Source organism: Pinibacter soli (assembly GCF_029961145.1).
Lineage (GTDB): Bacteria > Bacteroidota > Bacteroidia > Chitinophagales > Chitinophagaceae > Pinibacter > Pinibacter soli.
The window spans coordinates 456,534-471,213 of the sequence record NZ_JASBRG010000007.1; the positions used below are offsets into that span (position 1 = coordinate 456,534).

6 protein-coding genes are annotated in these 14,680 nt (G+C 41.1%); all 6 read right to left on the reverse strand.

Annotated features, from left to right (window positions below):
- Nucleotides 1–36 precede the first annotated feature (36 nt).
- The 6 genes from QJ048_RS12840 to QJ048_RS12865 all read right to left on the reverse strand — a co-directional run bounded on the left by QJ048_RS12840 (nucleotide 37) and on the right by QJ048_RS12865 (nucleotide 14,067).
- Nucleotides 37–1,059 (reverse strand): DUF5017 domain-containing protein, encoded by a 1,023-nt coding sequence (locus tag QJ048_RS12840; protein WP_282334764.1) that lies wholly within the window; start codon nucleotides 1,057–1,059, stop codon nucleotides 37–39.
- Between the two features lie 46 nt (nucleotides 1,060–1,105).
- Entirely contained in the window at nucleotides 1,106–3,166 is a 2,061-nt protein-coding gene (locus QJ048_RS12845) for a RagB/SusD family nutrient uptake outer membrane protein (protein WP_282334765.1), read from the reverse strand.
- Nucleotides 3,167–3,184: 18 nt separating this feature from the next.
- Nucleotides 3,185–6,364, reverse strand: coding sequence for a SusC/RagA family TonB-linked outer membrane protein (locus QJ048_RS12850; protein ID WP_282334766.1), 3,180 nt, complete (start codon nucleotides 6,362–6,364; stop codon nucleotides 3,185–3,187).
- Between the two features lie 107 nt (nucleotides 6,365–6,471).
- On the reverse strand, nucleotides 6,472–7,719 hold the full coding sequence (locus QJ048_RS12855) for a glycoside hydrolase family protein (protein ID WP_282334767.1): 1,248 nt from the start codon (nucleotides 7,717–7,719) through the stop codon (nucleotides 6,472–6,474).
- Between the two features lie 861 nt (nucleotides 7,720–8,580).
- Nucleotides 8,581–10,635, reverse strand: a complete 2,055-nt coding sequence (locus QJ048_RS12860) for a RagB/SusD family nutrient uptake outer membrane protein (RefSeq protein ID WP_282334768.1) — start codon at nucleotides 10,633–10,635, stop codon at nucleotides 8,581–8,583.
- A gap of 18 nt (nucleotides 10,636–10,653) precedes the next feature.
- Nucleotides 10,654–14,067, reverse strand: coding sequence for a SusC/RagA family TonB-linked outer membrane protein (locus QJ048_RS12865; RefSeq protein ID WP_282334769.1), 3,414 nt, complete (start codon nucleotides 14,065–14,067; stop codon nucleotides 10,654–10,656).
- Nucleotides 14,068–14,680 lie beyond the last annotated feature (613 nt).

The window sequence follows — 14,680 nt, forward strand, 5'->3', positions numbered from 1 at the left end:
TCTATATAAGGTTCTTACAGACAGAATCCGCCGCGGCTATTTTATAACAACCGGAATTTTTCTTGTGGTAGTATCCTGTGTATATGCAGTAAGGTTTGTGGCCGCAAAAACTGCATCGTATTTTCCCACTGCCGGATACAAGTATTTAAAGGGCGCAACTGCAGTAGTTATATTCTTTACCGCAACTCCCATATCAGGTGTCACTGAAGTAAGATCAATACTTCCCATAAACGTCCACGCTTCAGCATTGGAAGTAGCATCTGTTGCTGTCGCGGCTCCTGTTATCACCAATGAAGTACCTGCCGTAATGGTCCAGTTATAAGTATTAGCAACTGGAAATGCCATCCAGCCGGGACTAAATGTAGTTCCTCCATAGTTCACTATGGGAACGTTGTATGCACCGAGGTTACCAATAGTATAGATGGTACCATCGGATAAGTTGTTGCTAAGTGTTAGGTTAGTAATCGTCCATTTATTTTGAATGGAACCGGCTTGTGCAGTGTATTTGAAGGCAATAAATACTTTTTTACCCGCCGCTGCATAAGTGCTAAGATCTATTGTATCAGTAACCGCCGTTGCATTTGTTGCCAGTTTTGAAGGCGTTACATCGATCCAGGAAGCCGCAGCAATATTGGCCTGCGTTGCAGCACTATCGTAAACCAATGTATTGGCAGTTACTACGCCCTGAACAACTGTCCTGCTGCTAACCACACCTTTAAAGTCAGTAGACAACATTACGTGCAATGAGTTAGCCTGTGTACCAGCATTTAACGCATTGGTAAAAATAAGCCTGGAAATACCGGCAGCAGATGTGCGGTTACGATAAATATAATTGTGCCCTATTTCTCCTGAATAAAAAGTAACGGCAACAGGATTGCCGGTGAAATTAAAAGTTGCGGGGCTGCCCAATGAATAAGAAGCTCCATCATGGCTGGCATTCATTGAATCAGCCTGAACACCGAATGAAGAAACTGGGGCAAGATCCAGCGGTTTCTTATTACATGAAGTAACAGAAGCTGCAGCAATTATTATTGCTAATATATTTCTAGAAGAAAGCATAGTTTAAGTTTTTTCGCATTGTGATAAATGACTGTACCCGTTATTCTTACCATCCTGGATTTTGAGTCATGTTTTTATTAACGCTCATTTCGGATGATGGAATAGGCAATAGCAAATGCTTGTACTGCGGAGCCGATGCCACGTTGCTATATCCTGTAATTGCATTGGCTTTGGTGTTTGTGGCGTATGAGGACCATGCATTCATCTGGTTGTACACGTCAAGCATCGTTGAGTAAAAAATATTCCAGCGAACAAGGTCAGCCTTTCTGGTGCCTTCATAACAAAGTTCACGTGCACGTTCATCCTGGATATCCTTCAGCGTTATGGCGGTTTTATCTACGTCTGCAGCTGTTAACAAAGTACCACTTGCGGTGGCCGCCACCCCTGCATAAGTAAATACAGCACCGGTAACTGCTGCACTCGATGCGCCCGATGTTTGTGTAGGAGGCGTGGTAGTAGAGTTACCTGCAGTAGTAACCGTATATAAATTTCCATTGTTGATTACCTGCTTGTTCACTGTATAAGTTGTATTGGATGTCCAGGGACTGCCTAAATAAATAGTGGCTGCTGAAGCCGGTGTAAAACCTTTACCACCGGATGTAAGTTTTACGGCCGTTACCGTACTGCCGGTGATGGTGGATGCGCAACCCAACCAGTTACCCAAATTAACATCAGCAATGCTGGCATTGTTATAGTTAGAAACAATAGTAGCGTTGTAACCTGATCCGCCACTGGTAAGGGTTAAGGATTTAAGTGGCGCTGTAGCAGCTGTTAATCCATAACCTCTTTCCCGAACGGCATTTACAGCAGCAATACCCGCCGGTGTACAGCTACCACCATTCAACTGCAAATCAGCCTCGGCAAACATCAATAACACATCGGCATAGCGCAAAATGGGGAAATTGATGGAGGAAATGTTCTTGCCTTTTGGAATGATCGTCTCATAATTCCTTCTCCATTTGGCATTGTTCCTGTTATAAGAAAACACTGCGGTATTGCTAATAGGATTTCTTGTTACATATGGGAAAGTGGTAGTGCTTACCCCTAAGGTGAAGTTGGCAATGTTCCAATCCCTTCTGGCGTCGCATGAATCATATAAATTATACAGCTTTTGGTTTACATAAATAAAGCCGTAACAATAACCACTATCCTGCCAAACCTGGTTGATAGAACCCGGTAGTACGTTGGTAGCGGTAAATTGAATACCATTAGCGGATCCTAAATTACTGCCGGACCTGATAGCAGTAGCATCATTACCCGAATAATCAACTTCCCAGATACTTTCCTTTACATCATAAGTATCTGCCGCATTGTTAATAAATATCTGGCTATAACTGGGGTTAAGGCTGTGCAAGCCGGAGTTGATCACTTTTTGGCTATAAGTTCTGGAGCTATCATACATAGCTGTTGCACCAGCTTTTCCGCCGTTTAACGGATAACCGGCCATATAGAGATATACACGAGCCAGGATGCCATCGATAGCACTTTTTGAGACACGGCTGGCATAATTGAATTTAGTGATAGGAAACACTTTGTTTTCCGCAGCTTTCATGTCATTAACAATTTGCTCATAGACTGCGATTGTCGGTGTTCTTGCGATCTGTAAACCTTCCGGGCTTGTTGTCGGTGTTAATTTAAGAGGCACATCGCCAAAATTAGACACCAGCAAGAAGTGATAGTATGCCCTTAAAAACAAAGCTTCACCATAGGCTGCCTGCACATCAACGCTGGGATCCTTCGGGTCAACATAAGATAGTAATTCATTGGCCCGTTCAATACCCGAGTAACACAATTTCCAAATATTATTGACGCCAGAGGAGGAATAATCGTAATCGTACACTGCCTGGGGAAAACCAGAAGCCTGCCTGCCTGCTCCTCCATAAAAGGTTTCATCGTTGCACGCCAAAGTATTGCTTACATACTCATTATAAATTGAGCCATTAAATGAACCCAAGGGGCTGTAAATTGCTGCAAGGGCATTGATTAAATTACTACCCTGGTAGTATGACGCCGGAGGCAAAAAACTTTCCGGTTCGGTGGCTAAATATTTTTTGCAAGCCGTAAAAGCGGTTAAAAAAAAGGCTGCTAATATATATATGCGTTTCATGTAATTTTCTTTTTTAAATTAAAAAGTAACATCCAATCCCAGTGTAAATGTTCTGGCTTTCGGGTATGATGAATAATCAAAGCCGCCTGTTAATACCGAATTATACAGGCTCACTTCAGGGTCCTGGCCGGAATACTTTGTCCAGGTAATTACGTTCTGCACCGAAGTATATGCTCTGATCCCTTTAATTTTCAAATGTTTTACGACAGAAGCCGACACGTTATATCCCAAAGAGAGCGTTTTGAGTCGCAGATAAGATCCGTCTTCAATGGTGTAGCTGGAATACCCGCTAAATGCGCTGCCTAGGCCATTTACTCTCGGGATATTTGTATCGGTGTGGGTGGGGGTCCATCTATCCAAATAGCTGGTAAACTGATTTATGTTTGTACTGGCCCCTCTGAACTGGTAATTGTTCATATTCTGAATATCGTTTCCTGCGGACCATTGGAAAAATACATTCAGGTCGAAGTTCTTATAGGTGAAGTTATTGGAAAACCCGCCTATATGCTTTGGTAAACTGTGGCCAATGACAGTAAAATCATTTTGGTTGATCGTCATATCCCCATTCAAATCCTTGTATTTAATATCACCTGGCTGAATGTTTGCTCTGCTCGCATTACCATTGCTTGTTACATTACTTTTCAGCGTATAATTTCCGGAAGTTGCTTTATCAAAATCACTGTACTGGTAAAGGCCATCCTGTATCAAACCATACATTAGTCCTAAGGGTTGTCCCACTTTAGCAATATAGCTGTTCACCGAACCCAGACCACTTGTCCAGGGTGTAGTTATTCCCAATGATTCCTGTCCTTCGGCTAACTGCAACAACTTGTTCCGGTTAAATGAAATATTAAAATTACTGGTCCATGTAAAGTTCCTGGTTTGAATATTGGTCGTATTTAAAGTAAACTCAAGACCCTGGTTCCTCACTCTGCCCACATTTTTGTACACCTGCGCATAACCGGAAGAGGTAGGTACACTTGCGTTCAGCAAAAGGTGTGAAGTTTCTTTATTATAGGCGTCAATTTCTAACGCTAAACGCCCCCTCAGGAAAGCGAGTTCCAACCCAACATCACTCTGCGCCGTAGTTTCCCATTTTAAGTTTTGATTGCCGAGGGTTGAAGGATAGGCTCCATTTGTTGGAACGTTATTTATTGTATAGGCAGCGCCCGGATCCATGTTATACACCGATAAATAGGCGAAATCACTTACCCTGTTATTACCGGTAACGCCATAAGTAGCTCTCAGCTTTGCATCTGAAATAACGCTCTTCAACCCATCCATAAATTTTTCATTTGAAAGATGCCAGGCAACAGCTGCTGACGGGAAGTATGCCCAGTGATTTTCGGGAGCAAATTTGGATGATCCGTCAGCCCTGTATGATAATGTCAACAGGTATTTTGATTGGTACGAATAGTTCACCCTTCCTAAAAATGAAGCCATCGTGTTTGGAGATGCAGTTGTTGTATTTGTTTTGGCTATACCCTGACCCAAAGCGTTTATGCCAAGGGATTCATTAGGTACGTTGGTCGCTGCCAAACCATTGATGGATGTTTCAACCTTTTGGTTACTCATACCCACCATCGCTGAAATACTGTGGTCCTTATTAAACGTTTTGGTATAGGTTAAATAGTTTTCATTCAGCAATGAGGTGAATTTGTTGTTTGTGATTGAACCATTGGGTCCGCCGCCGCCGCTGAGAAATGACCCCTGCGCCGTTTGGGAACCATAAAATTTCTGGCTCTCAAGAAGCCTCTGATCTATGCCGCCTGTTACTCTTAACACTAGCCCCGGTATAATACGATATTCCAAATAAGCGTTGCTGATCAGGTCATTTGTAATATTTTTGTTCAGCGTATTTTTCAATGACTTAAATGGATTGAACCGGTAATCATTGTTGGTACCTATCAGCGGATCGGTATTGCTATCGTCTGTGAGATCGAAGCCACCACCCAAAGCAGCAGAGCTGGCAGGACTAGGGTTCACGGGCCTTCCTCCCCAAACACTGTACATCAGGTTTAATGTACTGCTGAAGTTGTTGCCGCCAACACTTAGTCCGTCTTGTTGCAGGTGACTGTAGTTGACGTTAATGCCCACTTTAAATTTATCGCTGACAGTTTGATCCAATGAAAAACGTCCCTGGTATCTTTTGAAACCGGATGTAATGATCATCCCCTTTTGGTCAAAGATGTTTCCGGAAACGGTGTACTTGGTTTTATCATTTCCACCAGACAGAGAAATTGAATTGCTATATGTAGGAGCTGGTTGGAATATCTGACTTTGGTAATCGAGAAAATCAGCCGTATCCTTATAGTAATTAAGGGTAGTACCGCCACTTAAATAAAGTTGAGTAGGTGTAGGAGTATTACCCGGCACATAAACACCTCCTGAATTAGGGTTGGCTTCCAACTGCATTACTACATAATCGTACGGCTTCAGCACCTGCATTTGTTTAATATTTTGTTGCCACCCATAGTAGCCGTTATATCTTACCACAGGAGCGCCGGTTTTTCCACGCTTGGTGGTGATCATTACCACCCCGTTGGCACCCCGTGCACCATAAATAGTGGTGGCCGAAGCATCCTTCAACACTTCAATTGATTCAATATCTGCAGGGTTAATGGTATTGGTATTCATGTCCTCCATCGGAAATCCGTCTACTACATACAATGGAGTATTGGATTGAGTAACAGAGTTGGCGCCACGCACAAAAATATTGATAGCGTTACCCGGCTGTCCGTCCATGGTATTCACCTGTACACCCGCTACCCTTCCTGCCAATGCCTGGTCGAAAGAAGCAACAGGCGCTTTCATCATATCAGACATATTTACTTTGCCCACGGAACCGGTGAGGTCTCTCTTTTTAACAGTACCGTAGCCAATAACTACTACTTCTTCCGTTTGGGTAGATTTCAATTTTAGCGTAGCATTAAGTGATGTGTTTGTTCCCAGTGCAAGGTCCTGTTGTTCATAGCCAACAGAACTGAAAACGAGATGGGCATCTGTACCGGAGGCATGAATGGTATAGTTACCATCCTTGTCGGTTCGGGTAGCGGTTGGCGTCCCCTTTAGAGTTACCGTCGCTCCTTCAATTGGGCGACCATCCGGACCATTCACCTTGCCCTTAATAACATTATTTTGAGCAATAGCAGGCAACATTGCCAGAAAAAGAAGCAGTGCAAGCAAACATCTTTTCATTTTTCAAATATTAGCAGTTAGAAATCGTCAGGGGTCGTAAACGTGCATTTCCAAAAAAAGAAATAGCTGTCGGACCTATTTTTCAAAGGATGGTTTTTCCTAAAAAATTATTTATCTATTTTTTGGTACCGAAGTAAGGCTTCCAGATAATAGTAATCAGCGTACACGATAGGCACGTCAATTTCGGTGTTGTGAGGGAAACTACCCACGGAATGTTTCAGTAAAAAAAACGCATTGCTTCCCGGCGTGGCCATATAATTTGACGTACTTAAAGTTTTCATGGATGAAATCGCAAAATCTTTGTATTTTTTTCCCTCCTCTCCCAGGTAACCACTTAACTCAAACAGCCCAGAACACACGACTGCAGCGGCTGATACATCACGCACCTTGTAATTTATTTTTGCTGGTTGATAATTCCACTCTGCAGTATATCCTTTCTCATTGACATTAAAATCCCAATAAGGAATTTTATCGGCAGGCAAATTTTGATTGTTCATGTAGAAGTCTGCCATCTTTTTTGCCGTAGTCAAAAATCGTTTATCTCCTGTTTCGCGATAGATCATTGTATAACCGTAAATGCCCCAGGCTTGCCCGCGGGCCCAGGTGGAATTGTCCGCATAGCCCTGGCAGGTTTGTTGATTCAACACCTTGCCAGTCACCGTATCGTAATTTACCACGTGGTAAGAACTGTAATCAGCTCTGATATGATTTTTCATCGTAGTCTCCGCATGACGAACGGCTATATTTTTATAAATAGGATCGCCTGTTACTTTAGAAGCAAAGAACAAAAGTTCGAGGTTCATTAAATTATCAATGATAACGGGATAGTGCCATTCTGTTTTCCCGTCCCAGGATTTGCGGTAGTTCCAGGATTTAATGCAGCCAACCGTAGGATTAAAGCGGCTTATAAGTGATTTGGCTGATTGCACAAGGACATCTTTATATTTTTCGTTGTGCGTAATGCGGTAAGCGTTGCCGTAACTGCAATACATCATAAAACCCAGATCATGGTGCGAAGTATTGAACTGATTTTGCTCAAGACTTTCGGTCCACTTTGTAGCAGCTGCTTTCCAGGCTGTATCATGTGTGTACTCAAATACATACCAAAGATTGCCGGGCCAAAACCCACCCGTCCAATCAGATATATCAGCATATTTTGTATTGCCGATGCTGTCGCTTGTACGTGGATAATGCGACAGGTCATTCGTTTGATCCAGCATCAGCCGGTATTGCTTTTCCGCTACATCAAAAGAATGCTCCACCATGCTCCTCCCGTCTTTTTTACTAATAAATGCAATAACAACAACAGTTGCTGCCAGTAGTAAAATCGCGCCCAAAAATCCATTTCGTTTCATCGCCGTCATCGTTAGAATAATTATTAAATAAATTAGTAACCTGAGCTAATTATATGTTAGCAAGTTGGCAAGAATTTTTTAAACCAAAAGGGCAAAAACGTCTTGAAAAGGGGGGATATTTTTCTGCAATTCCTAATTCTTAATTGTCACTCATATTCTTCTTTGGCAAACAAAAGCAATCGGATTAGACATAATGAATTCCGAATAAAAGGCAGATTAGTGATCGACGTGTGATCTCTATGAAAATCAAGGTAACAAAACGTATATTTTACACTGTGATCATGAGCAACAATTAATAATTGTTCAAAACAAACTAAACCCTGTATACCCGCTTAATGTTTTAAACAGAGTTGACCGGATAACAAAAAGCCGTTGCTATTTTACTAACAACGGCATGACATCTTAATACTGACTGCTAAAAACGAATTGCTTGACCAAACCAAACAAACGACAATTTCCCTATACTCTTCCCGACGACAATCGGGGTTTAAAATCCATTCTATTGTATCTTATTTGCTGATCTTCTGCAAATGCGGGCGTGCTATTTATCACAGCAATTTTTTCTTACAGATCAATCTACAATGGGGCGGCTTACGCTATTTTAAAACAAAGATCATCTTTGTTTTCGGCGAGTTCTTTAAACACCCTCTCGCCTATCTCTACTAGATTAGACAGTATGATATTTTCTGTTGTATAATTTTCTTTCTGCTTTATTAAGTCACTCTCAAGTCAACCGGCCGGTGGAAGATGCTGAAAAAATACCTTTCATACACCAGCTTCTATTAAACGACAAAGTCCACTCTGCTTTAGAGTGGACTTTGTTGTTTAATAAATCGTTTTGTAAAATGAAATGATAACTTCTTAGTTTGCTAAACCATAGCCGTTTGAAACCTTACCTTTCGATTTACTAATCGTTTCAGAAGGAATTGGCCAGTATATTCTTGGCGGGTCTCCTGCTGATGTAATACCTGAAAGTATGTTTCTTTGATATACAATAGTAGCATTGGCCATATCTATACCCCAGTTTGTCTTAACATATCCCTGGGCTTGCAAGGCAGTAGCTTCTGCACTTGTGGGGTTAATATAGCGGAACAATCCTTGTATGGCTACGTTATAGGTAGTACCAACTACTTTACTTGCTACTGCCGCAATTGATTTGTAATTATACTGCCCTCTCCATGCCGGAAAAGCAGCAGGATTAGTAAGGGTATCTGTAGAAGCACAGTCATAGGTTAATGGATTTGTCAGAGCAACTTTTTTAATCCATATATAGGCAGGGAAATCATTACCATTGGCAAAATGATAATAGCCCTGTGTTTTAATGCCATTAATTACTGCAGCCATTTGTTGTTGAACTGCTATGGCCCTTTCAGAATAAGTACCAGAGCGAATCATATCCCAACGACGTGTACCCTCGCCAAGCAATTCCAGTTTACGTTCCTGGAGTATCGCGTCTTTTAATGCCTGGCCTGTTACGTTTATATTATGTAATGTATTTCCAAAAGCCCTTGCCCTTATTTGATTAACCAAAGTAACTGCGTCACTTTCACCTAATTCTGCTTTTACTTCAGCCAACATTAAAATAACATCTGCCATTCTTAATATATGCCAATTTATACCAGAGTTTCTTTGAGCTGCGACATAAGGAGGATTCATGCGATTATCATCCCACTTATTTATCGATAAACCTCCCTGAGATTTACTGCCGGGTACAAAACTCAGCATTTTTTCGTTGCCATCGCCGTTACTTCCGGTAACAGCTACGCTAACATCTCTTCTGTGGTCGGCATTCTCAAATTCCCCATAATAAATAGTAGGAATAACACGAAGGGCAGCAAATACCTTATTAGGTGCAGCATTAGCACTACCACCATCTGATGGTCTGCCAAAAGCATATGGATATTCGCTGGTAGTTGCCAGTTGTGTATTACCGTTTAGATTTGCTATTTCCAGTAATGATTCAGGACTTACAGCTAAATCATTAAAGTACTGAAAATGGCGCTGGAATGGATTGTTAGTGTTAGCCAGCCCTCTTGTGTCGGTAGTAATTAAACCTGATGTTCCTTTGTTATCAATGGCTTTCTGCAAGTATGTCTTGGCCGTTTGGTAATATGTAAGATAATCTGTGCGGCGTGTATACACACAATTATTGGCTGTATTACCTTTATTGGTGAAGGTTACACTGCCGTATAGATTGGGAACATCTGTACGTATGGTTTGGTAACCGCCGGAAAAAAGTGCCATTTGTCCTATCAACGCATCACAGAATGTACGGGACATACGTTCCTGGTTAATGCCACCCTGCCCTATACTGTACATTAACGGCTCAACTTTTATAAGTCCGTTTATCAGGCTATCATAAATAGCGAAGCGTGAGCTTAATGTATAGTTATCAGCACCACTATTTTCATAACCATAAGGTACATCTCCAAAATGCATTACCAATTGAAAGTAACAAAATGCTCTCATGGTTACTGCTTCGCCATATAGTTGAGTCCAGTCCGTAGTTTTATTAGCCGCAACATCTGCTTTATATTGATCTTTTGTTGCAATAACATTAGCTAACCTGGTAGCTAGGGCAAGTGTCTGGTAAAGCGAATTAAACCCTGTTGCAACCGCATCAATACCTAATTGATCTGAGCGGCCAATAGCATTAAGATTGTTGGTAGAACCATCCTCAGGATAATATTCTGCATCTGAACCTACGGGGTCGTTCCAGCGATATACACCCATAATACAGTTTTGCCTGTAATTGGCATAGCACCAGGATAGTGATTTAAACGTTTCTGAAGGTGTTGATGTAACAAAATTATCGTCTACACTGGAAGGAGATGTTACATCCAAAAATGTTTTTTTACACTGTGTAAAAGACACACAGAAAACAACTATGGCAATATATTTTATATACGATTTCATTGTTGTGTTTTTAATAGCTTAAAAATTAACATTTACACCAAAAACAAACGAGCGTGCCCGTGGATAGGCTCCATAATCAAATCCTGTGGTTGGATATACAGAGCTATTCGCATTGTCGTTAGTTCCAACTTCAGGGTCCAGACCTTTGTAACTGGTAATCGTAAATACGTTGTAAATGCTACTGAATACACGCAAATTGTTTACATGAATTTTTGCCAGTGAAGATTTAGGAACAGTATATCCTACAGTAAATGTATTAAAACGCAGGAACGATCCATCTTCAATGCCCAGAGTAGATGTTACGCCTGTTTCACTGTAAGACAGAGGTAGATTGGCATTGGTATTGGCCGCATTAAAGTCGTCAGGTGTTTTTAAGCGAACCAGTTGTCCGTTAACAACATTGTATATCTTGTAGGAATTGGCCATGATGGCAAGCTTATTTTGATAAACACCCGCTTCTTTAGGTCCGAATAATGATATTAATTTATTTGCATTATACACGTCATTACCTACGCTGTAATTAAAATTCATGCCCAGGTCGAAACTTTTCCACGTAACATTAATATTAAAACCGCCTGTAACCTTAGGGGTGGTATGCCCTATGATACCAAGGTCCTTATCATCAATCTTCCCATCGTTATTCAGATCTTTGTATTTTGGTAAACCGGGGTAGGCAATTTGCCCTGTAGGACGATCTGGACCTGTCGTAATGCCATGTATTACACCACCTGAAACACTGGTTAAATCAGGCACGTCTTTATTTAAAGTGTACACGCCATTATTATAAGTAAAATCGGCCGGTGTATAAAAGCCATTGTACACTAAACCACGTACCAAACCAACAGATTGGCCAACGATAAGTTGATAATCAAATGCGGGATAAGTTGCAGTGCCATTCCAGCCGGAACCATACAGACCCGTTACATTATCAGCCAACTTATCTACATTGTTTTTATTGAAAGTAATGTTACCCCCAACCATAACCCTCCAATCATGGTTTTGTACAAGTGTTCCTAAAAGTGATATTTCTATTCCCTTATTGCTTGTTTGCCCAATATTGTCATAAGTATAGGTAAAACCCGTAATACCCGGAATAGTGGTTTGCAGCAACACGTCTTTAGTACTGTTCCAATATACGTCTACGGTACCCGATAGTTTGTTACCAAACAAAGAGAAATCGGTACCAATATCACGCGTTACGGTTGTTTCCCATTTCAAATTAGGATTTGACAAAATAGTAGGCGTACTTAACTGGTAAGTAGGCAAAATAACGTGGTTACTGGCGTATTGACTTCTTGCGTCAGTTACAGAACCCCATGATTGTGTAGTTACACCTGAAGGAATATTATTGTTACCAACAGCACCATAAGCTACTCTAAGTTTTAGTTCGTTAACCCAATCTACATTTTTCAGGAAATCCTCTTGCGATGCTCTCCAGGCGAAAGCACCTCCCGGAAAATAACCCCAGCGATTATCACCAGCAAACTTAGATGATCCATCAGCACGAAATGTTCCCGTAAGGAAATATTTCTCTTTATAGTTGTACGTTAATCTTCCGAAATAAGAATTAAGACGATCGGGCGTATTTACGCTGGAAGTAGTCGTAAGAGTACCATTCTGGATTTGGGCAAAAGCTGTTTGTTTAGTGAAATTTGAAGGGAATTTAGTGGATGTTACTGTCAGTCCTGTGCCGCCTGAATTAAATACTTCCGTACCGACTAATAAATTCAATTTATGGTTTACCGGTAATTTAAAATCATAACTCAAAGTATTTGCCCAACGGGTTCCCCAGCTGTCGTTTTTGCGATAGTCAGCATTCCCTGCAAACAACTTATTACCCTGATCATCGGTATATCCCGCATTATAGATTGCCCCGGACCAATACTTACGCTGGTTCCAACTTTTACTACCGTTAAACTCAGTATGAAAATTCAAGCCTTTAATTATTTCCCAGTTTAATCCCGCAATACCAACAAAATTGTCGTTAATCGTAAGCGGGTCATAATCACTTATACGGGCAACCGGGCTATAGCTATCCCACAAAACGTTTTTGCCGTATTGCGATATGTTATTGCTTGCTGTTAAGGCACCAAGATTGCCTAAAATATGATTGGTTGCAATTGGCCTGAATTGATAGGCTGAAGAAAGTATTGAACCACCACCGCTTATAACTGATTCATCGCCAAGCGTATTGATGTTTGCATAACGAATATTCAGATCGAATGTAACATTATTAAATACCTTTTGATTTATCTTGAATTGTGCCGTTGCTCTTTTCTGATATGACTGCAGCTTCATACCCTGATCATCAGTATAAGTAGCAGCAAATAATATTTTTGTTTTGTCGGTACCACCGGTAAGTGTAAGCGCATGGTTCCAGGATGTTGATTGACTGTAAGCATCCTTTTGAATGTCATCCGACGCTAAACTTTTATAACTTTCAATACCGCCTGTATTCGCTCCGGCATTGGCACCCAAACCATACAATTGTTCAAATGGAGTTTGATAAGAAGCCCCATTGGCGGCAGCATTGGCCCATACATACTGTAAATAATCGTAAGGCTTCAGGGCCTCTAAATATTTAACAGGCGTGTTGATTTTAGCATAGCCACTATAGCTTAACGAAGTTCTGCCGGCTTTGGCCGATTTTGTAGTTACAAGGATTACACCATTAGCTCCGCGTGATCCATAAATGGCGGAAGCCGAAGCATCTTTTAAGACATCGACACTTTCCACCTGGTCGGAAGGAATATCATTTAAGTTGCCGGGCATACCGTCGATCAACACTAAAGCCTGGTTGCTTTGCGATATAGACGTTCCACCACGAACACGAACATTAACGCTTCCACCGGGACGGCCATCCTGTGTAGTAACATTAACCCCGGCCATTTTACCTTGCATAGCCTGGGCAATATTGGGAACAGGAACGCCTGCAAGTTCTTTTCCACCTATTGAAGCTACTGATCCTGTCAGATCACGTCTTTTAACGGTAGCATAGCCAATAACAACTACCTCGTCAATATTCTTGCCCGACTCCTTAATGGCAACATCAATATTTGTCCGGTTATTTACTTTTTCTTCTACAGGCGCAAACCCGACGTAAGAGAATACAAGTGTTGCATCTCCATTAACTGACAAAATATAATGCCCCGCAGTATCTGTAGTAGTTCCTTTTGCGAGGCCCTTCACGATTACAGAAACGTTAGACATGGCTTGTCCATTTTCATTACGAACTGTTCCCCGCACAGTTTTCGTTGTTTGCTGCGCAAAAGTTTGTACCGCCATCAGTAAAAAAATAGCAATACCCAGAGAGAAACTTCGCTTAAAAAATTGAGTAATTTGTTGACTTTGCTTTGTACAGATAAGATATTTTTTTTCAAAGCACATCATATAAAGCCCGGGGGACGGCCTTTTTTTCTTTGCTTTCAACATGGCAATTAGTTTAAGTTGGCAAATCGATTTTGTTAAGTAATAGATAGCCAAACCTATAGTAATGAAAGTTAGCGATCTATCATTTACTAAAGTTAGCAATCTATTATTTAGTAAAATATGTAATCCTTATAGAAGAAAGAGAAAAACTTACGCAAACGATTGAGTACATTTCATAGCATGTACCCATTACGTGTTTTGTGCATGACACGGCTAATACTTTATCAACCGCTTTATTAGACCATGCTTTCGAAAAATCCAAATGCCCGATTGCAATGCTTGGACAAGGCTATGTCCAGCCTTATTAACTGCGTGTTTAGCAATAAAAAACTGTGAGTGTGATCGGATATGAACTTGGATTTAAACACCCGCGTATATTTAAACAAAAAGGCGGACTGAGCCCGAATGAATTAGTTCAACATCCATTTGGAAATTCAGACGCCAATAACCTCTTTTATCCGATTGTAAATCAACCGCCTAAAAGGAGACAGTTACTACTGTTTTTCAAATTACATCCCAGACAGTAATTTGTTGATCCTTGACAAATCATCTATAACGTGGTTCGAAAAACGTATCGTCTCTGTCGTCCTCACTGAACAGTTTTCGAACCGGTTTA

What these genes read in the sequence shown, in the direction of transcription:
- QJ048_RS12840 (WP_282334764.1), bottom strand. Translation starts at nt 1,059, where the DNA reads ATGCTTTCTTCTAGAAATATATTAGCAATAATAATTGCTGCAGCTTCT.
- QJ048_RS12860 (WP_282334768.1), bottom strand. Translation starts at nt 10,635, where the DNA reads ATGAAATCGTATATAAAATATATTGCCATAGTTGTTTTCTGTGTGTCT.
- QJ048_RS12845 (WP_282334765.1), bottom strand. Translation starts at nt 3,166, where the DNA reads ATGAAACGCATATATATATTAGCAGCCTTTTTTTTAACCGCTTTTACG.
- QJ048_RS12850 (WP_282334766.1), bottom strand. Translation starts at nt 6,364, where the DNA reads ATGAAAAGATGTTTGCTTGCACTGCTTCTTTTTCTGGCAATGTTGCCT.
- QJ048_RS12865 (WP_282334769.1), bottom strand. Translation starts at nt 14,067, where the DNA reads ATGTTGAAAGCAAAGAAAAAAAGGCCGTCCCCCGGGCTTTATATGATG.
- QJ048_RS12855 (WP_282334767.1), bottom strand. Translation starts at nt 7,719, where the DNA reads ATGAAACGAAATGGATTTTTGGGCGCGATTTTACTACTGGCAGCAACT.